General features: G+C 72.6%; 22 protein-coding genes. 12 read left to right on the top strand and 10 right to left on the bottom strand.

Annotated features, from left to right (window positions below; translation table 11 throughout):
* Nucleotides 1-143: 143 nt before the first annotated feature.
* Nucleotides 144-548, top strand: a complete 405-nt coding sequence (locus tag ACIQMU_RS03815) for a hypothetical protein (RefSeq protein WP_352240521.1) — start codon at nucleotides 144-146, stop codon at nucleotides 546-548.
* A gap of 236 nt (nucleotides 549-784) precedes the next feature.
* The gene (locus ACIQMU_RS03810) at nucleotides 785-2,053 is read left to right on the top strand and encodes an Ig-like domain-containing protein (protein WP_352240409.1); all 1,269 of its coding nucleotides are present in this window, start codon (nucleotides 785-787) and stop codon (nucleotides 2,051-2,053) included.
* A gap of 414 nt (nucleotides 2,054-2,467) precedes the next feature.
* Here the strand turns inward: ACIQMU_RS03810 and ACIQMU_RS03805 are convergent, their stop codons facing one another.
* Entirely contained in the window at nucleotides 2,468-3,058 is a 591-nt protein-coding gene (locus ACIQMU_RS03805; RefSeq protein ID WP_352240410.1) for a DUF6461 domain-containing protein, read from the bottom strand.
* Between the two features lie 276 nt (nucleotides 3,059-3,334).
* On the opposite strand from ACIQMU_RS03805, the gene ACIQMU_RS03800 reads away from it, so the two are divergent.
* On the top strand, nucleotides 3,335-3,640 hold the full coding sequence (locus ACIQMU_RS03800) for a hypothetical protein (protein ID WP_352240411.1): 306 nt from the start codon (nucleotides 3,335-3,337) through the stop codon (nucleotides 3,638-3,640).
* A 45-nt stretch (nucleotides 3,641-3,685) separates the two neighbouring features.
* Here ACIQMU_RS03800 and ACIQMU_RS03795 read toward each other — a convergent pair whose 3' ends face one another.
* Nucleotides 3,686-4,138 (bottom strand): RDD family protein, encoded by a 453-nt coding sequence (locus ACIQMU_RS03795; protein WP_352240412.1) that lies wholly within the window; start codon nucleotides 4,136-4,138, stop codon nucleotides 3,686-3,688.
* 517 nt (nucleotides 4,139-4,655) lie between these two features.
* Between ACIQMU_RS03795 and ACIQMU_RS03790 the strand changes: the two genes are divergently transcribed.
* The 4 genes from ACIQMU_RS03790 to ACIQMU_RS03775 all read left to right on the top strand — a co-directional run bounded on the left by ACIQMU_RS03790 (nucleotide 4,656) and on the right by ACIQMU_RS03775 (nucleotide 7,973).
* Nucleotides 4,656-4,817, top strand: coding sequence for a hypothetical protein (locus ACIQMU_RS03790; RefSeq protein WP_402688155.1), 162 nt, complete (start codon nucleotides 4,656-4,658; stop codon nucleotides 4,815-4,817).
* Between the two features lie 336 nt (nucleotides 4,818-5,153).
* Nucleotides 5,154-6,542, top strand: coding sequence for an NADP-specific glutamate dehydrogenase (gene gdhA, locus ACIQMU_RS03785; RefSeq protein ID WP_352240414.1), 1,389 nt, complete (start codon nucleotides 5,154-5,156; stop codon nucleotides 6,540-6,542).
* 153 nt (nucleotides 6,543-6,695) lie between these two features.
* Nucleotides 6,696-7,262: a hypothetical protein gene (locus ACIQMU_RS03780; RefSeq protein WP_402688154.1), complete on the top strand. Its 567-nt coding sequence runs from the start codon at nucleotides 6,696-6,698 to the stop codon at nucleotides 7,260-7,262.
* Nucleotides 7,263-7,511: 249 nt separating this feature from the next.
* On the top strand, nucleotides 7,512-7,973 hold the full coding sequence (locus tag ACIQMU_RS03775) for a helix-turn-helix domain-containing protein (protein WP_402688153.1): 462 nt from the start codon (nucleotides 7,512-7,514) through the stop codon (nucleotides 7,971-7,973).
* Between the two features lie 67 nt (nucleotides 7,974-8,040).
* On the opposite strand, the gene ACIQMU_RS03770 is transcribed toward ACIQMU_RS03775, so the two are convergent.
* Entirely contained in the window at nucleotides 8,041-8,952 is a 912-nt protein-coding gene (locus tag ACIQMU_RS03770) for an alpha/beta hydrolase (RefSeq protein WP_352240417.1), read from the bottom strand.
* 103 nt (nucleotides 8,953-9,055) lie between these two features.
* On the opposite strand from ACIQMU_RS03770, the gene ACIQMU_RS03765 reads away from it, so the two are divergent.
* A complete protein-coding gene (locus ACIQMU_RS03765) occupies nucleotides 9,056-9,763 on the top strand; it encodes a TetR/AcrR family transcriptional regulator (RefSeq protein ID WP_402688152.1) in 708 nt (235 codons plus the stop codon).
* Between the two features lie 94 nt (nucleotides 9,764-9,857).
* On the opposite strand, the gene msrA is transcribed toward ACIQMU_RS03765, so the two are convergent.
* A complete protein-coding gene (gene msrA, locus ACIQMU_RS03760) occupies nucleotides 9,858-10,523 on the bottom strand; it encodes a peptide-methionine (S)-S-oxide reductase MsrA (RefSeq protein WP_352240420.1) in 666 nt (221 codons plus the stop codon).
* An 84-nt stretch (nucleotides 10,524-10,607) separates the two neighbouring features.
* Entirely contained in the window at nucleotides 10,608-11,711 is a 1,104-nt protein-coding gene (locus ACIQMU_RS03755) for a hypothetical protein (RefSeq protein ID WP_402688151.1), read from the bottom strand.
* A 66-nt stretch (nucleotides 11,712-11,777) separates the two neighbouring features.
* Between ACIQMU_RS03755 and ACIQMU_RS03750 the strand changes: the two genes are divergently transcribed.
* Nucleotides 11,778-12,923 (top strand): cystathionine gamma-synthase, encoded by a 1,146-nt coding sequence (locus ACIQMU_RS03750; protein ID WP_352240422.1) that lies wholly within the window; start codon nucleotides 11,778-11,780, stop codon nucleotides 12,921-12,923.
* 36 nt (nucleotides 12,924-12,959) lie between these two features.
* Here the strand turns inward: ACIQMU_RS03750 and ACIQMU_RS03745 are convergent, their stop codons facing one another.
* The 3 genes from ACIQMU_RS03745 to ACIQMU_RS03735 all read right to left on the bottom strand — a co-directional run bounded on the left by ACIQMU_RS03745 (nucleotide 12,960) and on the right by ACIQMU_RS03735 (nucleotide 14,545).
* Nucleotides 12,960-13,217: a hypothetical protein gene (locus ACIQMU_RS03745; RefSeq protein ID WP_352240423.1), complete on the bottom strand. Its 258-nt coding sequence runs from the start codon at nucleotides 13,215-13,217 to the stop codon at nucleotides 12,960-12,962.
* Nucleotides 13,214-13,798, bottom strand: coding sequence for a sigma factor-like helix-turn-helix DNA-binding protein (locus ACIQMU_RS03740; RefSeq protein ID WP_352240425.1), 585 nt, complete (start codon nucleotides 13,796-13,798; stop codon nucleotides 13,214-13,216). Before ACIQMU_RS03740 ends, ACIQMU_RS03745 begins: the two co-directional genes overlap by 4 nt.
* A gap of 216 nt (nucleotides 13,799-14,014) precedes the next feature.
* Nucleotides 14,015-14,545, bottom strand: coding sequence for a MarR family transcriptional regulator (locus ACIQMU_RS03735; RefSeq protein WP_352240426.1), 531 nt, complete (start codon nucleotides 14,543-14,545; stop codon nucleotides 14,015-14,017).
* A gap of 157 nt (nucleotides 14,546-14,702) precedes the next feature.
* On the opposite strand from ACIQMU_RS03735, the gene ilvA reads away from it, so the two are divergent.
* The 3 genes from ilvA (at nucleotide 14,703) to ACIQMU_RS03720 (ending at nucleotide 18,020) form a co-directional block, all read left to right on the top strand.
* Nucleotides 14,703-15,932: a threonine ammonia-lyase gene (gene ilvA / locus ACIQMU_RS03730; RefSeq protein ID WP_402688150.1), complete on the top strand. Its 1,230-nt coding sequence runs from the start codon at nucleotides 14,703-14,705 to the stop codon at nucleotides 15,930-15,932.
* A gap of 205 nt (nucleotides 15,933-16,137) precedes the next feature.
* On the top strand, nucleotides 16,138-17,160 hold the full coding sequence (locus tag ACIQMU_RS03725; protein WP_352240428.1) for an ATP-binding cassette domain-containing protein: 1,023 nt from the start codon (nucleotides 16,138-16,140) through the stop codon (nucleotides 17,158-17,160).
* On the top strand, nucleotides 17,157-18,020 hold the full coding sequence (locus tag ACIQMU_RS03720) for an ABC transporter permease (RefSeq protein ID WP_352240429.1): 864 nt from the start codon (nucleotides 17,157-17,159) through the stop codon (nucleotides 18,018-18,020). Before ACIQMU_RS03725 ends, ACIQMU_RS03720 begins: the two co-directional genes overlap by 4 nt.
* A 154-nt stretch (nucleotides 18,021-18,174) precedes the next feature.
* Here the strand turns inward: ACIQMU_RS03720 and greA are convergent, their stop codons facing one another.
* Nucleotides 18,175-18,672, bottom strand: a complete 498-nt coding sequence (gene greA / locus ACIQMU_RS03715; protein ID WP_402688149.1) for a transcription elongation factor GreA — start codon at nucleotides 18,670-18,672, stop codon at nucleotides 18,175-18,177.
* A 183-nt stretch (nucleotides 18,673-18,855) separates the two neighbouring features.
* Nucleotides 18,856-19,272: a DUF4307 domain-containing protein gene (locus ACIQMU_RS03710; protein ID WP_352240431.1), complete on the bottom strand. Its 417-nt coding sequence runs from the start codon at nucleotides 19,270-19,272 to the stop codon at nucleotides 18,856-18,858.
* Between the last annotated feature and the right edge of the window lie 88 nt (nucleotides 19,273-19,360).

Below are 19,360 nucleotides of genomic sequence, written 5' to 3'. Positions count from 1 at the left end.
CCCTTGCGACAAGCATGAGTTAGCCCCGTGGGCCGATGCTAAGCAAAGCAGCGGGTCGGTGGAAAGTCGCGGGCCCGCCGGGCCTTACGCTCCGGCCTATGAGCACAGAAGAGACATCCAGGTTTGTTCGACTTCGCGTGGAGATGGTGCTGGAGATCACCGACCTCGACGCCCTGACCGGCACCGCCCTCGAATCCATCGCCGCCGAGTACGGAGAGCCCGTCGCGGCGGTCGCCGGGGGCGACACCGCCGAGGAGCGGATGCATGCCGAGGCCACGGTCCGGGCAGACGGTGCGGAGGCCCTCGCCTCGCTGGTCGACCCCTTCGACCTGGTCAGCGAGGTCCCCGGGGTCGAACTCGCCCAGGCGTCCTGGAGCAGCGAGAGCATCGAGTACGACCCCGACGCGGAGGGCTGGGACGACGCGGACGACGGCGAGGAGGGCCTCTTCCTGCCCCGGGACGGCGGCGACGAGGAGGGGTACGGCGACGCGGTCGCGCACAATGGAGAGAGGGACGGCGAGGACGGTGACCCCGCGCAGCGGGTGTGACGTGTGAGAACACCGGCCCCGGCCCCGCTCACCGGCGGACCGGGGCCGCACTGTGCGACAGCGGAAAACCGGGGTCCCGTCGCGGGAACCACCGCAGCCGGGACCGCGTCGATGAGTGGTGTTCCCCACATCTGTCGTGGATGTGGAACGGAGCACCCTTTCCGGGTGTTCTTGGAACATTGACGGGGAATAGCCGCCCGGCGGCCCCGTCCGGGGATTTTGGGGAGTCGGCAACGATGGAGAAGCGTGTGATGACGGACAGCAAGCGGCGCAGGGGCCTCGTGGTCGTGTCCGCACTGCTCGGCGGCGTGCTGGTGCTTTCGGCCTGCAGCGACGACGGCGACAAGGGCGGAAAGACGAACGCCGGGAGTTCGGAGTCGTCGCAGCGGGAGGTGGACGAGGCGGCGGCCGCGGACGCCTCCGAGGCGCAGATAACGATCAAGCCGAAGGACCGTGCGACCAACGCCAGCATCAACAACGCCGCCCAGGTCTCCGTCACCAAGGGCAAGCTGACCGAGGTCGTCATGACCACGGCGGACGGCACCCCGGTCGAGGGCACGCTGGCGGCCGACGGGTCCAGCTGGAAGCCCGCGGGCCAGCTGGAGCGGTCCACCACCTACAAGATCGACGCCACGGCCGAGGACGCGAAGGGCCGTAAGGCCCACGAGAACAGCTCCTTCACCACCGTCTCGCCCGACAACAGCTTCATCGGGAACTTCACCCCCGAGGACGGCTCCACGGTCGGCGTCGGGATGCCGGTCTCGATCAACTTCAACAAGGCGATCACGGACAAGAAGGCCGTCCAGGACGGCATCACCGTGACCTCCAGCAGCGGCCAGGAAGTCGTCGGCCACTGGTTCAACGCCCAGCGCCTGGACCTGCGCCCGAAGGACTACTGGCAGGGCGGCTCGACCGTCACCCTGAAGCTGGCCCTCGACGGCGTCGAGGGCGCTGACGGCGTCTTCGGTGTCCAGCAGAAGACCGTGACCTTCAAGGTCGGCCGCAGCCAGGTCTCCACCGTCGACGTGAAGACCAAGACGATGACGGTCACCCGCGACGGCAAGACGATCAAGACGATCCCGATCTCCGCGGGCTCCCCCGAGAACCCCACGTACAACGGTCAGATGGTGATCTCCGAGAAGCACAAGGAGACCCGGATGAACGGCGCCACCGTCGGTTTCACCGATGACGACGGCAAGGGCGAGTACGACATCAAGGACGTGCCGCACGCCATGCGCCTGTCCACGTCGGGCACCTTCATCCACGGCAACTACTGGGGCAAGGGCATCTTCGGCAACGCCAACACCAGCCACGGCTGCGTGGGCCTCGCCGACGTGAAGGGCGCCAACGACTCCAGTGCGCCCGGCGCCTGGTTCTACGACAACTCCCTCATCGGCGACGTGGTCATCGTCAAGAACTCCCCGGACAAGACCATCACCCCGGACAACGGCCTCAACGGCTGGAACATGAGCTGGTCCGAGTGGACGGCCGGCTCGCAGGTCTGATCCACCCGCTCACGTCCTCCTTCTCCGCACCACCCCCTCCCCGCCCGAAGGCGGCGGTCCCGGAAGACTCCGGGACCGCCGCCTTCGGCGTGTCCGGGCCCCTGTTCCGCCGCGACCTCGCATCAGGTGGACCGCGTTCGAAGGCGCCGTCGAGGGCGGCGAGTTCACGGGGTCGTCGCACGAGGCCCGCGCACGGTCGCCGGAGCGACCCGCCGGCCCGGCCCGGGAGCCACGCCGTGCGGGCCCCGTCCGCCACCGACGACGGCCATGCCCTGCCCCCGGCAGTCGCTCCCGTAGCGACGGCCAGGCCCTCCCCCCTCGGCACCGCACCTCCCGCTGACCCCGCCCGGGACCGCTGCCGCCGTCAGGCCGGCAGCATGTGCCACCTGTTCGGGCTCCGGCGGCCGGGCGGCGTCATTCTCCCGAGGGCAGGGGCAGCAGGCTGCCGCTCCAGCGCTCCTCGTCCGCCCCGGCAGGCGTCAGGCGCAGCCCGAAGGCGTCCTCCGCGAGAGCCAGGACGCTGCGCAGCGGAGCCGGCTCCCCCGGCAGGAGTCCCAGAGGACTCATGAAGGCATCCAGCCGGTGGGGACCCAGGCCGGTCGGTGCGATCGGCTGAAGGGTCTGGAAGTCGACGACGACGCGTCCGTCGACCGCGTACTTGAACCAGTGCATCGGCTTCTCGTTGTAGTGAAGCGCGACCGCCTCCGTCCCCCGCGAGACCCTCGACAGCACTCCCTCGTCCAGCCCGTGAAGGCCGCCCTGCTCCCATGCCCAGGTCCACTCGCCGTCGGTTCCGGCCGTAGCCACCGGCTCGTCCTCGTCAAGGAGGGTGTCACCGAAGTCATCCTCCAGGCCCAGGAGGTCACGGAGCGCCAGCGTCCCGGGGTCCACTCCCATCCGGGTCAGCAGCTCCGAGGGAGGCAGCCCCTTGGCGAAGGTGAGTGTGTAGAAGGGAATGTCCGCACGCAGAGCGTCGAGACCACGAGTCGTACGAGTGCCCGGCATGTTCAGATCCTGACACGCCGCACTGACAGACCGGTCACCCGACCATCGTGCCGTGACCGCCGTGACCGCCGTGACCGCCGTGACCGCCGTGACCGCCGTGACCGCCGTGACCGCCGTGACCGCCGTGACCGCCGTGAACCCCTGAACCGTGCCGCCGTGCCGCTGTGCCGTGCCGTGCCGCGCCGTGACCGCCGCGCCTCGCCTCACCTCTCCCCAGGAGCGGGCGAGTCGGCGCACCGCGGTCCCGAAGCCCCGGGCCGTGGAAGACTCCGGCGGGTGCCTCACTGGATAACTCCGCGCCGCCTGGGCGCGACCGCGGCTCTGTACGCCGTCTTCGTCAGCGGCTGGTACCTCGGCCAGCCCCTCCCTCACGTCGGCTGCCAGGACGAACCGGCAGTCCACTCCACCGCCCCGGTGGCTCTCGGGGAACCCGGCGACCTTTCCGGCGGCTTCAGCCGGATGGCCCGTGATGTCGGACAGGTCGTCACCTACGACATCGTCGCCACCGACGCGATCGTCGCGTGCGACCCGTACACGCCGCACTCCCGCCTGGTGGCCTGGCTGACCGGCGACTGGCGCTGAAGGGGCGGCTGCGGGCCCTCGCCGGCAGGTGACCGGGGAAGAAGCTCAGTCCGTACGTCTGCGTACCGCCGCCCGGTAGGTCCGCAGGTCGCTGCTCCGGACCTGGCGCACCCCCGCGAGGTCCTCGGGCGGTTCGGCGGGGCGGCCCGGGGTCCTCTCCGGGCCACTGAGCGCCGCCGGGCCGTGGCGGAGCCGCCGCCAGGGCCCGAGCGGCAGCCAGAGGAGCCCGTACAGCCAGCGCAGCACCAGCCGGCGGAAGCCCGGCCGGCCCGCGTCGGGCAGCCGGATCACCCGGACTCCCATGATCAGCTTCCCGGCGCTCGCCCGGACGGCCATCGTCAGCAGCACCTGGTTGGCGAACGACAGCGCGACCAGCTGGACGGCCAACAGGGCGACCGCACGCCCCGCCCCGCCGGAGTTCAGACAGAACCGCACCAGGAGCCCGGCGGCCAGCAGGCACAGATAGCAGTCGAGCCCCACCGCCAGACAGCGCCGCATGTCGCCCGTGCCCCGGGGGACGCGCGGCCGCCCCCGGCGCCCTGGGGCGGGATACGGCGAGGGGCGGGCGTACGCGGGACACGCCGCGCGCGGAAGTGCGCCCCCGTCGGGCGGCGGAGGCGGTGCCGCGAGCGGTTCCGGACGGGCCCGAGCGGCCCCGCTCCCGTACCGGCGCGCTCCGTACAGCGCCCGCAACTCGTCAGGAGGCTGCCCTCTCCGACGCCCCCGCGGCTTCGTCATGGGGGCATCATGACTGATCGTCAGGCGGGTGTCCCCGTTCCTGGCGGGTAACTCCCGCACCCCGGTTCTGTACCCCGGTTCTGCTTCACGGGACCCTTACGGTTGCCCTCCTCCGGCCGCACAGGTGGTTCAACCGCGCGCCGGCCCCGCCCACGGCCGCACCGGTACCCACCCGCGCCGGCGTGCGCCGCTCCCTTCTCGCGGCGCGCTCCGGCCGACAGGCTGGACGTATCACCTGGACGGAGGTATCAACCGCCATGAAATCCTGCTCCGGCTCGTGCTGGCCGCCGCCCTCGCAGCCAACGTCGTCCTCGGCTTCGCGGTGGAGGAGAGCGGCCTCCGGATCGCCCTGAGCATCGTCGTCGGCGTCACCGTGCTCGCCGCCGCGGGCCGGCCTGTGGGCGCTGCGCGGCCGCGTGCGAGCCGATCCGCAAGGTGACCTTCGTCACTCCGGGTATCGTGGCCGGGGAACGGGTCCGAGGCGCGAGGACCGTCCGGAACAGCGGATCGGCGGCCGGTGGAGACTCGGCGCGGCGGTCCGGGCGCTGATCAAAACGGCTGATCGCGGCCAATATGTGGATGGTCCTCGAAGATCATCGGGCCGCACGCGAGAATCGGACCGTACGACGGTCCTGCGCATCGCCCGGCCGGGCGACGGCCGCGTGGTCCTCCCGAGGGGGAGTCCGCGGGGCTCCGGCGGGGGAGGCGGACCGGTGGCGCTCTCCGGGACGGGGGCGCCGAAGCGCACGAGCCGACCACGGAAGGTCTTGATCAGATGCCGGTCATCCACGACTCGCCCGACTCCGCCCGCACGCACGATGCCGCCGCCCGCGTCATCGAGCCGCTCTACGCCGAGATCCTTCGCCGCAACCAGGGCGAGGGGGAGTTCCACCAGGCGGTACGCGAGGTCCTGGAAACGCTCGGACCGGTGCTGACCCAGCGCCCCGAGTTCGTCGACGCGCGCATCATCGAGCGGATATGCGAACCCGAGCGCCAGCTGATCTTCCGGGTGCCGTGGTCGGACGACTCCGGCGACATCCACGTCAACCGGGGCTTCCGGGTCGAGTTCTCCAGTTCGCTCGGCCCCTACAAGGGCGGGCTGCGGTTCCACCCCTCGGTCAACCTCGGCATCGTGAAGTTCCTCGGCTTCGAGCAGATCTTCAAGAACGCCCTCACCGGCATGCCCATCGGCGGCGGCAAGGGCGGCGCGGACTTCGACCCCAAGGGGCGGTCCGACGCCGAGATCATGCGGTTCTGCCAGTCCTTCATGACCGAACTCCACCGCCACCTGGGGGAGTACACCGACGTCCCGGCCGGTGACATCGGTGTGGGCGGCCGGGAGATCGGCTATCTCTTCGGCCAGTACAAGAGGATCACCAACCGTTACGAGTCCGGCGTCCTCACCGGCAAGGGCCTCGGCTGGGGCGGCGCACAGGCCCGTACGGAGGCCACCGGCTACGGCACGGTCATGTTCACCGCCGAGATGCTGCGCAGCCGGGGCGAGTCGCTGGAGGGGCAGACCGTCGCGGTCTCGGGCTCCGGCAACGTGGCGGTCTACGCCATCGAGAAGGCCCAGCAGCTCGGCGCGACCGTGGTGACCTGCTCGGACTCCGGCGGCTATGTCGTCGACGAGAAGGGCATCGACCTCGCCCTCCTCAAGGAGATCAAGGAGGCCGGCCGGGGGCGGGTCTCGGAGTACGCCGAACGGCGCGGCGCACACGCCCGGTTCGTATCCGGTACGGGTGTGTGGTCGGTCCCCGTGGACGTGGCCCTGCCCTGCGCCACGCAGAACGAACTCCACGAGTCCGACGCGCAGGACCTTGTGCGCAACGGGGTCAAGGCGGTCGCGGAGGGCGCCAACATGCCGACCACGCCGGAGGCGGTCCGCGTGTTCCAGGAGGCGGGCGTGGCCTTCGCCCCCGGCAAGGCCGCCAACGCGGGCGGGGTCGCCACGAGCGCGCTGGAGATGCAGCAGAACGCCTCCCGCGACTCCTGGACCTTCTCGCACACCGAGGAGCGCCTCGCCGAGATCATGCGGCACATCCACGACTCCTGCTTCACCACCGCCGAACGCTACGGGAGCCCCGGCAACTACGTGGTGGGCGCGAACATCGCGGGCTTCGAGCTGGTCGCGGACGCGATGCTGGCGCAGGGGCTGATCTGACCGTACGCGGCGAGGCTCCGGCGCCGGCGCGGTCGCCGCCGGAACCGCTACCCCGCGCGGGCGAGGCCGCCAGGTGCGGCCTCCCTCGCGCGGGGGAGCGGGTTGGCTCGCTCGGGTGATTCCTCGTCATGCCTGCTCCGCGAGGGTGGAGTCATGACGCTGAAGATCCTTCACCGCCCCCCGTCCGTCGGTGACACCGAGCGGCCCGTTCCTCGGTGGGCGATGTGCCTGGCCTACGCGCTTCCGCTGCTTCTGCTGCCGGCGTGCCTGTGGCGGCTGCCCTTCGCTCTGCACTTCACGATGGGGCAGGAGGCCCAGGAGGGCAGTCTGCCCGCCCTCTGGCTGAGCATCCCGTACGTTCTCGGGCTCAGCGTGCTGACGGAAGTGGTCGCGATCCTGACCATCGGGCTGGTCCGGGGCTGGGGGGAGGTGGCGCCCGCCTGGATACCGGTCATCGGCGGCAGACGCGTCCGGCCGATGGCGGCCGTCGTCCCCGCCGTGCTCGGCGGCCTGATCCTCACCTTCCTGTTCACCGCCGTCCCACTGGGCGATGATCGCGACCTCACCCTGTACGGCGTCGTCGACTCCATCGGGTACGCCAACGACGCCTGGCAGGCGCTGGCGTCGGTGTGCGGGACCCTCCTCGCCGCTTGGGGACCCATCACCGTCGCTCTCGCGATCGCCTACTACCGGCGTCGAGTCTCCGCCGTCGCCGGGTGAGCACGCCGCCCGCTCTCGTGTCGTCTCCCCGCAGAGACGCCGCTGTCAGGCGTGACGACAGCGGCCGTCCCCCGGTACCGCCCGTCCCGGTACCGGCCGTCCCGGTACCGCCCGTCCTGGTACCGGCCGTCCCGGTACCGGCCGTCCCGGTACCGGCCGTCTGTCACGCGACTTCGCCATCAGCAGATCCGCCCCGAGCGCAACGCGCGAACCGTGCGGGGAGCGGTGTCGTGCTCCTAGGCTGGGGCGGTGAGCATCCGAGCGACGAACCAGGCCCACGTGATCCCCCTGCGCCCGCTCCCGGCGGCTGTCCCGGCCCCGCCCCGGGAACCGCTCTGGCGAGACCTCGTCGGGGAGGTGCTGCGCCGCGAACGCCGGGCGCAGGGCCGGACGTTGAAGGATGTGTCCGACGCGTCCCGGATCTCCATGGCGTACCTCTCCGAGGTGGAGCGGGGCCGCAAGGAGGCATCCTCCGAGGTGCTGGCCGCCGCGGCCCAGGCGCTCGGCCTGAGCCTCGCCGACGTTCTGGCGCTGGCCGGGGAGCAGCTGGTCAGCCTTGCCGCCGCCCGGTCCCGGTCCCGTGGGCTCGGGTCGGGGGCGGCCGGCGGACACCGGTCCTCCGTGCGATCGGCCGGTCCGGCACGGTCGAGCGGCCCGGCGGGAGCGATGCCCCCGGCGGGCCCGATGGGCGGAGTGCTGCTGGCCGCCTGACGTGAGGCTCGCCGGGAGCCTGCCGTCGGGGTCGGCTGCCCGGCGGGAGCCTCCGGTGGAGGAGCCCTCAGGGGCGGCCGCCGACCCTGTCCCGGTCGGCGAGTGCCCGGACCTCGGCGGCGACGGCGGCGTGCCGCTCGCGCGGGATGTCGTGGCCGACGCCGGGCTGGAGGACGAGCCGGGCGTCGGGGATCGCCGCGGCGGTGGCGCGGCCCGCGGAGGGCTTGAGCAGCGGGTCGTCCGTGCCGTGCAGCACCAGCGCGGGAACGCGCAGTCCGGCCAGGGACGGGCCGTGCCACGCCGCGCCGATCTGGCGGGACTGGGCGTCCGGGTCGGCGATGCCCGTGTCGGCGTCGGCGGTGATCCGCTCCAGGGTCCCCGCCTCGTCGAACGGGTAGCCGGGCGAGGCGCAGAGCCGCGCCACCGCTAGCCCCGCCGCGATCCGCTCCTCCCGGTCCCGGGCGGGCTTGACGCGGGCGAGCTTCGCGAGCGTGCCGAGCCGCAGATGGCGGAAGGCGCCCAGGCCGCGGACGTCGCTGGGCAGCGCGGCCGACGAGGTGAGCGTGCGGACCCGGTCCGGGTGGCGCAGCGCGACGCGCTGGGCGACGACCCCGCCCAGGGAGTGCCCGAAGAGGTGCGCCGACTCCCAGCCGAGCGCGTCCATGACGGCGACGGCGTCGTCGGCCATGTCCTCGGCGGTGTAGGCCGCGCCGCGGCCGGCGGCCAGGGCGGCGAAGGGGTTGCCGCGGGTGGCGCGCTTCGGCAGCCGGGTGGACTCGCCCGCGTCCCGCTGGTCGTAGCGGGCGACGGCGAACCCGGCGTCGGCGAAGGCCGTGCACAGCTCCCCGGGCCACCAGTGCCGGGAGACGGCCAGCCCCATCACGAGGAGGAGCGGTTCGCCGTCCGCGCCCTCCTGGAGCCGGTCGTGGGCGAGCTCGACCGCACCGTTGCGGGCGAAGCGGCGTTCGGTCCAGGTCATGGCGGGCTCCTCCGGGACTGGGATACTGCGAATGGTGTTCGCAGTATTAGACTACAGCCAGCTCCGGAACCCCGGACGGGGACCCGAAGGGAAGTGGCGGACCGTGGCCGACCGCGAGACCCGGCCGACGACCGTCTGGTCACGCCCCGAGCGCGGCGCCCGCGGGCCCGCGCCCGAACGCAGCCGCGCCCAGATCACCGGGGCCGCCCTCGCCCTCGCCGACGCGGAGGGCCTGGCGGCCGTGTCGATGCGCGCACTCGCGCAGAGGCTGGGCACGGGGCCCGCCTCGCTCTACCGCTACGTGGGCAGCCGGGACGAGCTGCTGGACCTCATGGCGGACGCGGTCGCGGGCGAGCTGGACCTCTCCCGGCCCACCGGTGGCGACTGGCTGGACGACCTCGTCGGCCTGGCCCTCCAGTCCAGGGCCGCGCACCTCCGGCACCCGTGGCTGGCCGATCTCAACGACCGGCGCGGCGAGGTGCTGGGCCCGCACGCGATCGACTACCTCGACCACGCACTCGCGATCCTGGCCCCCGCGCCCGGCACCGCCGGACAGAAGCTGGAGGCCATCGGCCTCCTCGGCGGCCTGGCGGTTCTCTTCGCCCGCCGCGAGACCGCCGCGACGGGCGCCGTCGGCGACCCCTCCGCCCAGGCGGCCCACCTGGCCGCCGTCGCCGCCGAGGGCCGCCACCCGCACCTGCTCGCCGCCCTCACCGCGGCGGGCGCCCCGCCCCCGGCCGACCGGGACGCCCTCTTCGAACGACTGCTGCGGCGACTGCTCCCGGCAATGCTCGGCCAGGGCACGCCGTAGGCCCCGCGCAGCGGGACCGCGGGTCGCCTAGGGCCCCAGCGGTCAGCAGGGCCGCGGGTCGCCGCAGGGCCCCCGCGGTCAGTGGGATCGCGGATCAGCCCTCGACCGGGGCCACGCCGATCGGGCAGGAGACGCCCGTGCCGCCGATGCCGCAGTAGCCGCCCGGGTTCTTTTCCAGGTACTGCTGGTGGTATGCCTCCGCCGGCCAGAACGGGCGGCCCTCGGCCGGGAGGATCTCCGTGGTGATCTCCCGGTGACCCGAGGCCGTCAGGACCTTCTGGTACGCCTCGCGGGAGGCGTCGGCGGCCGACGCCTGGGCGGCGGAGTGGGTGTAGATCGCGGAGCGGTACTGGGTGCCCACGTCATTGCCCTGGCGGAAGCCCTGCGTCGGGTTGTGCGACTCCCAGAAGAGCTTCAGCAGCTCCGTGTACGGGACGACGTCCGGGTCGAAGACCACGCGTACCGCCTCCGTGTGCCCGGTCAGACCCGAGCACGCCTCCTCGTACGTGGGGTTCTCCGTGTAGCCGCCCTGGTAGCCGACGAGCGTCGTCCAGACGCCCTCGGTCTGCCAGAACTTCCGCTCCGCACCCCAGAAGCAGCCCAGCGCGAAGTCCGCCACCTCCAGACCCTCCGGATACGGGCCCGCCAGCGGATTGCCGAGGACCGCGTGGTGGGAGGGGACGGTGAATTCGGGGACGGGGCGGCCTCGCAGGGCCTGCTCCGGGGTGGGGAGCTCGGGGGTGCGGTGGTTCAGGAACATGCGGGGCTCCTCCGGGGGTCGGTGTTCGGTACCTACAACAAAGGAGCGGCCGCCCGGATTCCGGGCGGCCGCACGGGGCGGCGGTCAGTGCGGCAGTGTCGCCGGGCTGCCGCCGTTCGCCTCGTACCCCGCGACCGCCAGCGCCCGGTAGACCGTGTACTGCGCGGCCGGGTCCGGGTCCTGGCTCCACGGCAGGGCGCCCACGTGGCCGTCGACGTGGACCAGCTGGAGCATCGCCTCCGACCAGCGCTCCATGTGGACCAGGAACAGCACCAGGAGATGACGGACATGCGCCAGCATCGGGTCGTCCGGACGGGCCGCGTGCACCGCGAACATCGCGCCCTCGACGGCCTTGGTCACCACCTGGCCGCGGTAGAAGCCCTGTACGAGGTTGACCTCCGGCAGGTGCTCGTACACCGCGAACAGCGGCAGCGCGGCGAGCAGGGAGCCCCGCGGGGCGCGGGCGGCGGCGGCCGTGGCGAAGGCGTCGGCCTCCGCGCGCGAGCCGTGCCACTTCTCGCAGTGGAAGTGCAGCGCCGCGATGTGCGCCCCCATGTGGGCCGGGGCCCGGTCGATGATCTTCGCCCAGAGCTGGTCGAACTGCTCGGGGGTGTAACCGAGACCCCGGGCCACCGCCAGCTCCACGATGTACGGGACCGGGTCGCCGGGCGCGAGGAGGGCCGCCTCGCCGCAGACCGTACGGGCCTCCTCCAGGATGATCCGGAAGTCGTCGCTGCCCGCCGCCGAGGACCGCCACGCCTGCTGCACCAGGAACTCCGCGTGCACCGCAGCGCCACCCGCGTCCTTCGGGGACTCCGCCCGCCAGGTCCGCAGCCACGCGCCGCCCGCCCCGGGCCGCTGCGCCAGCTCCAGCGAGGCCGCGCCCGCGAAAGCCTGGATGCGCTGCCAGCGCACCTCGCTCTCCTTCGGCGTCCCGGCGAGCAACTGGGCGGCCGCCCGCCAGTCCTGGGTGCGCTGGACGACGTCGAGCACGTCCAGGAGGTCCTGGTCGGGCCCCGGCATCCGGACGTCCAGTTCCTCCTGTCGGGCGAAGCCGTACGTGTCCGGGTCGGCGGCGTCCGGCGAACCGGGGGCGACCTGGCGGATACCGCCCCGGCTGCGCATGACCCACGGGCCGATCACCGCCGCGAGGATGCACATCGCGAGCAGGAACAACAGAATCTCCATGGCCCCATTGTCCCCGGAGCGGCGAGTGGCCGGTAAGGGCCCTCTCCACGAACTACGCTCGGCCTCATGAGCGACCAGCACAGCTTCGAAACCCTCGCCATCCACGCGGGAAACACCGCCGACCCCTTGACGGGCGCGGTGGTTCCGCCGATCTACCAGGTGTCCACGTACAAGCAGGACGGCGTGGGCGGGCTGCGCGGCGGCTACGAGTACAGCCGCAGCGCCAACCCGACCCGCACCGCGCTGGAGGAGAACCTCGCGGCCCTCGAAGGCGGCCGTCGCGGCCTCGCCTTCGCCTCCGGCCTCGCCGCCGAGGACTGCCTCCTGCGTACGCTGCTGACCCCCGGCGACCACGTGATCATCCCGAACGACGCCTACGGCGGCACGTTCCGGCTGTTCGCGAAGGTCGCCTCGCGGTGGGGCGTGGAGTTCTCGGTGGCCGACACCTCGGACGTGGCCGCCGTGCGGGCCGCGGTCACCCCGCGCACCAAGGCGGTCTGGGTGGAGACCCCGTCCAATCCGCTGCTCGGCATCACCGACATCGCCGCCGTGGCCCAGGTCGCCCGGCAGGCCGGGGCCCGCCTCGTCGTCGACAACACCTTCGCCTCCCCCTACCTCCAGCAGCCCCTCGCGCTCGGCGCGGACGTCGTCGTGCACTCCACCACCAAGTACATGGGCGGCCACTCCGACGTCGTCGGCGGCGCGCTCGTCGTCAGCGACCCGGAGCTGGCCGAGGAACTGGCGTACCACCAGAACGCCATGGGCGCGGTCGCCGGTCCCTTCGACGCCTGGCTCGTGCTGCGCGGCATCAAGACCCTCGCCGTCCGCATGGACCGGCACACCGAGAACGCCACCAGGATCGCCGACCTGCTGACCCGGCACCCGAAGGTCTCCCGGGTCTTCTACCCGGGCCTGCCCGAGCACCCCGGACACGAGGTCGCCGCCAAGCAGATGAAGGCGTCCGGCGGCATGGTGTCCTTCCGCGTCGTGGGCGGCGAGGAGGCGGCGGTCGAGGTCTGCAACCGGGCGAAGCTCTTCACGCTCGGCGAATCCCTCGGCGGTGTGGAGTCCCTCCTGGAGCACCCCGGCCGGATGACGCACGCCTCCGCCGCCGGCTCCCCGCTGGAGGTCCCGGCCGACCTGGTGCGCCTCTCCGTCGGCATCGAGAACGGCGACGACCTGCTCGCCGACCTCACCCAGGCACTGGGCTGAGCCCCCGGGCCGGGGCCTCCACCGGCGGCCCCGGCCTCACCAGCCCTCCAGCGGCGGAGTGACCTGGGCGGGCTCGGCCGCCCACGGCTGTTCCACCCCGATCCAGATGAGCAACGCGGCGAGCGCCGCCCCCAGCAGCCAGCCCGCCGTGCGGTGCACGGTGCGGCGCACCCGCAGCAGGCGTCCGCCGTGCCGGACCGCCCGCGCGGCCAGGTCCGGCGGCAGGGCCGGATGCGGGCCGTCCAGCATCCTGCGGACCTGTTCCTCGCGGGAGTCCCGGCGCTCGGCGCTCACGTCGCCCCCGGAGGACCCGGCGTCGCCCCCGGCCCGGGCCCGGCCGTGCGGCGCGGGGAGGCCGCCCCCGGCCCGGCGGCCCCCTGTCCCGCTCCGGCGGTCCCGGGCCCTGCGCCGGGCGTTCCGCGCCGCCCCGCCCCCGGCGTGCGCAGCCGCGCCATCGCGCGGGCGCACACCGCGCGGACCCGGTCGCCCGGCAGCCCGAGCAGGGCCGCCGTCTGCTCCTCGCCGATCTCCTCGTACACCCGCAGGACGAGAACGAGCCGTTCGACGGGGGTCAGCAGGTCCAGCGGACCGCCGAGCGGCCGCTGGTGGCGCCGGGCCTCCCGGGCGAACCGGAGGGCCAGTTCCCGGCGGGCCCGGTCGTAGGGGTCGCCGCCGCGCAGCCGGTGCCAGTCGGCGTACGTACGGGCGAGAGCCGCGTGCAGCAGCCGCTCGGCCCGGGGGTGGGCGCCCGGCGGTTCGGACGGTTCGCCGGTGAACAGCGTCGCCGTGTGCAGCAGGCGTCCGCCCGCGCCCGCCACGAAGGTCTCGAACTCCAGGGCGCGGAGCCGGTCCCGGTGGATCGCCCGCTCAGCCATGGACCACATACGAGCCCCGGTGCACCGCCCCGGTCAAGAGTCCCGACACGGCCGGTCCGGGGATGCGCCGGGAAGGGCCGGGGACGCGCGCCGGGCGAGGGCCTGGGGGCGGCCGCCCCGGCCGTCGTGACCCGAAGGCGGTGACAGAGCGGCCAGAACGGCGACAGCGACGCGAACAGGGGCAGGGCCGGGCCGGGGGCGGTCGTGCGTTCGCCGTCAGTCGGACTGCGGCAGCTGGTGCGCGGCCTGGCGGTCGGCGAGCGAGGAGTTGAAGCGGGTGAGCAGGGTGCAGAACGTGTCCCGCTCCTCCCGCGTCCAGCCGTCCGTCACCTGGGACATCAGCTCGCGCCGCGAAGCCCGCACCTCGTCCAGGCGGGCCTGGCCGCGCGGCGACAGCTGGAGCACCACGGCCCGGCCGTCCTCCGGGTGCGAGGTCCGCTTGACCAGACCGGTGTCGACGAGCGGCGCGACCTGCCGCGTCACCGTCGAGGAGTCGATGCCCATCCCGGCCGCCAGCGCCTTGACGCCCATCGGACCTTCCCGGTCCAGCCGGTTCAGCAGCAGGTACGCCGCCCGGTCCATCGAGTTGCGGACCTGGCCGACACCGCCGAGGCGGGTCTGTTCGGCACGGCGGGCGAAGACCGCCACCTGGTGCTGGAGCGAGTCCAGCAGGCGGTCGGGGCCCGGGTGTTCGGGGGCGGCGCCCCCGGAAGGAGACGCAGCAGTCGTCATGTCCTGAGGGGGCATGGCCGGGGGCTCTCTTCATGCGGTGTCGGATGGGTGGGGGACAGAGTACGCGGCCCCGGGGCAACGCGTACCAGTGCCGCACAAACCTGCGGACACCACCGCAGGCCGCCATGAGACAAGTCTGCCGCGCGCCCTTCGAGCTGCAAGACTTGCGGACATGAGCTTCCGCGCGACCACCCCCCACCCGGCCCTGATCCTCGACGACGTCCGGGGCGCGCAGAAGATGCTGTCCGGGGTGGCGAGGGTGACCGCCCTGGAGGGCAGCCGCCATCTGACCGAGCTGGTCGGCGCCCCGGTCCACCTCAAGTGCGAGAACCTCCAGCGCACCGGCTCCTTCAAACTGCGCGGCGCCTACGTCCGGATCTCCGGGCTCACCCCGGTGGAGCGGGCGGCCGGGGTGGTCGCCGCCAGCGCCGGGAACCACGCCCAGGGCGTCGCGCTCGCCTCCTCCCTCCTCGGAGTGCGCTCCACGGTCTTCATGCCCGTCGGAGCGCCCCTGCCCAAGGTCGCCGCGACCCAGGAGTACGGGGCCGAGGTGCGGCTGCACGGCCAGGTCGTCGACGAGACCCTCGACGCGGCCCGGCGGTACGCGGAGGAGACCGGCGCGGTCTTCATCCACCCCTTCGACCACCCCGACATCATCGCCGGTCAGGGGACCGTCGGGCTGGAGATCCTGGAGCAGTGCCCGGAGGTCCGCACGATCGTCCTCGGCGTCGGCGGGGGCGGCTTCGCCGCGGGCGTCGCCGTCGCGGTGAAGGCCCTGCGCCCCGACGTCCGGATCGTCGGCGTCCAGGCCGAGGGGTCCGCCTGCTACCCGCCCTCGCTGGCCGCCGGCCACCCCGTGTCGCTCGACTCCCCGGCCACGATGGCGGACGGCATCAAGGTCGGCCGCCCCGGCGACGTACCGTTCGCCCTGGTCGAGGAGTTGGTCGACGAGGTCCGTACGGTCACCGAGGGCGAGCTGTCCAGCGCGCTGCTGCTCTGCCTCGAACGGGCCAAGCTGGTCGTCGAACCGGCCGGAGCCAGCCCGGTGGCCGCGCTGCTCAGCGACCCGAAGGCGTTCCGTGGGCCGGTGGTGGCCGTGCTGTCCGGCGGCAACGTCGACCCGCTGCTGATGCAGCGCATCCTGCGGCACGGGATGTCCGCGGCAGGCCGCCACCTGAGCCTGCGGCTGCGGCTCACCGACCGCCCGGGGGCGCTGGCCACCCTGCTGGCCGCACTGACCGTGGCCGACGCCAACGTCCTCGACATCAGCCATGTGCGTACCGACCCGCGCCTCGGGCTGACCGAGGCGGAGGTGGACCTGCGTCTGGAGACGAAGGGCCCGCGGCACTGCGCGGAGGTGGAGGAGGCGCTGCGCGCGGCGGGCTACCGGGTGATGGGCTGAGGAACCCGCCCCCGGGAACGGGGAGTCCCGCCCCGGGAACGGGGAAGTCCCGCCCCGGGAACGGGGAAGTCCCGGCCCCGCACCGTGCCGTGCCGTGCGATGCCGATGTGCCCGTTCACCGGGCGGCGGGGGCCCGCCGATCCTAGGATCGGCGGAGAAAGCCGCCACCGGCGACACCACCCGCGAGTGACGGGGGAATCCCTCCATGCCAGGTGCGATCCATGCCGAAGGTCTGGTCAAGACCTTCGGCGACGTACGAGCCCTGGACGGCGTCGACCTCGACGTCCCCGAGGGCACGGTCCTCGGGCTGCTCGGGCCCAACGGCGCGGGCAAGACCACCGCCGTGCGCGTGCTGACCACGCTGCTGCGCCCGGACAGCGGCACGGCTGTCGTGGCCGGGATCGACGTATTGAAGAAGCCCAACGAGGTACGCCGCTCGATCGGGCTCTCCGGACAGTTCGCCGCGGTCGACGAGTATCTGACCGGCCGGGAGAACCTCCAGATGGTCGGGCAGCTCTACCAGCTGAGCGCCCGGGACGCGAAGGCCCGCGCGGGCGTCCTGCTGGACCGGTTCAACCTCGGCGACGCCGCCGACCGCACCGCCAAGACGTACTCCGGCGGTATGCGCCGGCGCCTCGACCTCGCGGCGGCGCTCGTCGTGTCGCCGCCCGTGATGTTCATGGACGAGCCGACGACCGGCCTCGACCCGCGCAACCGGCAGCAGCTCTGGGACGTGATCGAGGATCTGGTGGCGGGCGGTACGACCCTGCTGCTGACCACGCAGTACCTGGAGGAGGCCGACCGCCTCGCCCACGACATCTGCGTCATCGACCACGGCAAGGTCATCGCCCGCGGGACCTCCGACCAGCTCAAGGCCCGCACCGGCGGCGAGCGCGTCGAGGTCGTCGTGCACCGCCCGGACGAGATCGAGCGGGCCCGGTCCGTGCTGACCGCCCTCGGCAAGGGCGAGGTCACCGTCGCCCGGCTCTCCCGCAAGCTGACCGTCCCGGTGAGCGGCGGGGCCAAACTGCTGGCCGAGATCATCCGCGACCTCGACGCCCAGGGCGTGGAGATCGACGACATCGCTCTGCGCAGGCCCACCCTGGACGACGTCTTCCTCTCCCTCACCGGCCATGCGGCCGAGGCTCCCGAGCACGCGGACGAGGAGTCCGGCGGAGCGGAAGCGGAACGGTCCCGTGACTCCCGGAGCAAGGAGGAAGCCCAGTGAGTGCGATCGCCAAGGACGCTCCTTCATTGGTTCCGCGCCCCTCCGGGGGCGTCCTGCAGTCCGCGAAGGACTCCCTCGTCGTCGCGAAACGGAATCTGATCCGGATGACCCGGATTCCCGAGATGGTGATCTTCGGGCTCATTCAGCCGATCATGTTCGTGGTGCTGTTCACCTACGTCTTCGGCGGCTCCATCAGCATCGGCGGCTCCACCGACCCGCAGCTGTACAAGGAGTTCCTGATGGCGGGCATCTTCGCCCAGACCGTCACCTTCGCCACCGCGGGAGCCGGCGCCGGCATCGCCGACGACATGCACAAAGGGCTTATCGACCGCTTCCGGTCGCTGCCGATGGCCCGGGGCGCGGTCCTCACCGGACGGACGCTCGCCGACCTCGTACAGACCACGCTCACCCTCGTCGTGCTGGCGGGAGTCGCCCTCATCGTCGGCTGGCGCGCCCACGAGAACATCGGCAAGGTGTTCTGCGGCTTCCTGCTGCTGCTCCTGCTCGGCTACGCGTTCTCCTGGATCGGGGCCCTGATCGGCCTGTCCGTGCGCACCCCCGAGGCGGCGACCTCCGGCGGGCTGATCTGGCTGTTCCCGCTGACGTTCATCTCGAACGCCTTCGTGCCCGTCACCGGCATGCCGGCGTTCCTCCAGCACGTGGCCGAGTGGAACCCGTTCAGCGCCACGGTGGCGGGGGCCCGGGAACTCTTCGGGAACACGATGCCCGGCGTGCCGAAGTCCGTCACCGGGGCCTGGCCGATGGAGCACCCGATCCTGGCCTCGATCAGCTGGTCCGTGCTGATCATTCTGGTCTTCCGCACACTCGCGGTCCGCAAGTACCGCTCGGCCGCCGTCTGACGTCCGCCCCCGGGCCCGGGGCGCCGTGCGACGGCGGGAGACGGCACGCGCGGGAGGGGCGGGAGGCGCGGCCTCCGGGCGCGGCGCAGGACGCACGGGAGCCCCGGCCTCGCTGAGGCCGGGGCTCCCGTGTCGTTCCGTCTCGTGCGGCCGATCAGCCGGTGTAGGGCTTCGCCGCCAGGATCTTCACCGAAGCGGTCTTGCCGTTCGGCAGCTCGTACTCCGCCTCCTCGCCCGTCCGCTTGCCGTTCACGCCCAGGCCGAGCGGGGACTGCGGGGAATACGTCTCGATCTCCGTGCTGGCGTATTCACGGGAGGCGAGCAGGAAGGTCAGCGTGTCGTCCTCATCGCCGTCGAAGGCGATCGTCACGACCATGCCGGGCTCGACCACGCCGTCATCGGCCGGCGCCTCGCCGACCTTCGCGTGCTCCAGGAGCTGGGTCAGCTGGCGCACCCGCAGCTCCATCTTGCCCTGCTCCTCCTTTGCCGCGTGGTACCCGCCGTTCTCCCGGAGGTCACCCTCCTCACGGGCCGCCGCGATCTTGACGGCGATCTCCGTGCGCGCGGGACCAGACAGGTACTCCAGCTCGGCCTGGAGCTGGTTGTACGCCTCCTGCGTGAGCCAGGTGACGTTTTCGCTGGTCTGGGTCACAGGTGCTCCTCGTCGGTGCTGGGAATACAAAGCATCGCCCTACCCAGAAGCATGTGCTTCTCCGGGTGGGCGAAACCACAAGCCTAACAATTCCGCAGGAAAAGGGGGAGAAGGTAAACGGTCACACGCCAGGGCCTCCCACAGGGTCCCGTATCGGCGCAGGTCACATGGGGTGCGGCCGGGTCAGTCGGCCGGGCCGTCGTCGGCCGTGCAGCCCATCGGCTCGACCGCGGTCGCCCTGGAGCGGGTCACCACGGTCACGAGCTCGTCGATCCGGTTCTCGGCCCGGTCGAACCGGACCTCCTTGCGGCCCACCTCGGAGCCGTCCTCGCTGAGCGCCCGCACCAGGCAGTAGCCGTGGCCGTCGCGGTCCTTGCGGACCTCCAGGTGGACATCGGCCCGGGCGTCGGAGACGATCTTGAACTTGATCATCTCGGCGCTGATGCCCTGGCCGCCCACGTAGTCGAAACCGATCCACCCGATCACCCCGAGCAGGGCGACGCCCAGGACCGATCCGACGATCTTCAGCTTGCGGTCCGCACGCTGATCCTCGCTCCGGCCGTACCGCCCCTCGGGCGTGGCCTCGCGAACCGTCGTCATGATCGTTCCCTCCGGGGCGGGCATCGAGGAATTTTCCGGCCCCTCGTTCAGTCACTATAGAAGCCGCCCGTCCGCCACCCGATCGCGC

It is taken from the genome of Streptomyces sp. NPDC091649 (assembly GCF_044756785.1).
Classification (GTDB): Bacteria; Actinomycetota; Actinomycetes; order Streptomycetales; family Streptomycetaceae; genus Streptomyces.
The sequence above is the reverse complement of the archived record's forward strand: the minus strand, read 5'-3'. Positions and strand labels throughout refer to the sequence as shown.

Coding starts and splice junctions, on each gene's coding strand:
- ACIQMU_RS03815 (WP_352240521.1), top strand. CDS start 144: ATGGTGCTGGAGATCACCGACCTCGACGCCCTGACCGGCACCGCCCTC.
- ACIQMU_RS03810 (WP_352240409.1), top strand. CDS start 785: ATGGAGAAGCGTGTGATGACGGACAGCAAGCGGCGCAGGGGCCTCGTG.
- ACIQMU_RS03805 (WP_352240410.1), bottom strand. CDS start 3,058: ATGCCGGGCACTCGTACGACTCGTGGTCTCGACGCTCTGCGTGCGGAC.
- ACIQMU_RS03795 (WP_352240412.1), bottom strand. CDS start 4,138: ATGCGGCGCTGTCTGGCGGTGGGGCTCGACTGCTATCTGTGCCTGCTG.
- gdhA (WP_352240414.1), top strand. CDS start 5,154: ATGCCGGTCATCCACGACTCGCCCGACTCCGCCCGCACGCACGATGCC.
- ACIQMU_RS03780 (WP_402688154.1), top strand. CDS start 6,696: ATGACGCTGAAGATCCTTCACCGCCCCCCGTCCGTCGGTGACACCGAG.
- ACIQMU_RS03770 (WP_352240417.1), bottom strand. CDS start 8,952: ATGACCTGGACCGAACGCCGCTTCGCCCGCAACGGTGCGGTCGAGCTC.
- msrA (WP_352240420.1), bottom strand. CDS start 10,523: ATGTTCCTGAACCACCGCACCCCCGAGCTCCCCACCCCGGAGCAGGCC.
- ACIQMU_RS03755 (WP_402688151.1), bottom strand. CDS start 11,711: ATGGAGATTCTGTTGTTCCTGCTCGCGATGTGCATCCTCGCGGCGGTG.
- ACIQMU_RS03750 (WP_352240422.1), top strand. CDS start 11,778: ATGAGCGACCAGCACAGCTTCGAAACCCTCGCCATCCACGCGGGAAAC.
- ACIQMU_RS03740 (WP_352240425.1), bottom strand. CDS start 13,798: ATGGCTGAGCGGGCGATCCACCGGGACCGGCTCCGCGCCCTGGAGTTC.
- ACIQMU_RS03735 (WP_352240426.1), bottom strand. CDS start 14,545: ATGCCCCCTCAGGACATGACGACTGCTGCGTCTCCTTCCGGGGGCGCC.
- ilvA (WP_402688150.1), top strand. CDS start 14,703: ATGAGCTTCCGCGCGACCACCCCCCACCCGGCCCTGATCCTCGACGAC.
- ACIQMU_RS03725 (WP_352240428.1), top strand. CDS start 16,138: ATGCCAGGTGCGATCCATGCCGAAGGTCTGGTCAAGACCTTCGGCGAC.
- ACIQMU_RS03710 (WP_352240431.1), bottom strand. CDS start 19,272: ATGACGACGGTTCGCGAGGCCACGCCCGAGGGGCGGTACGGCCGGAGC.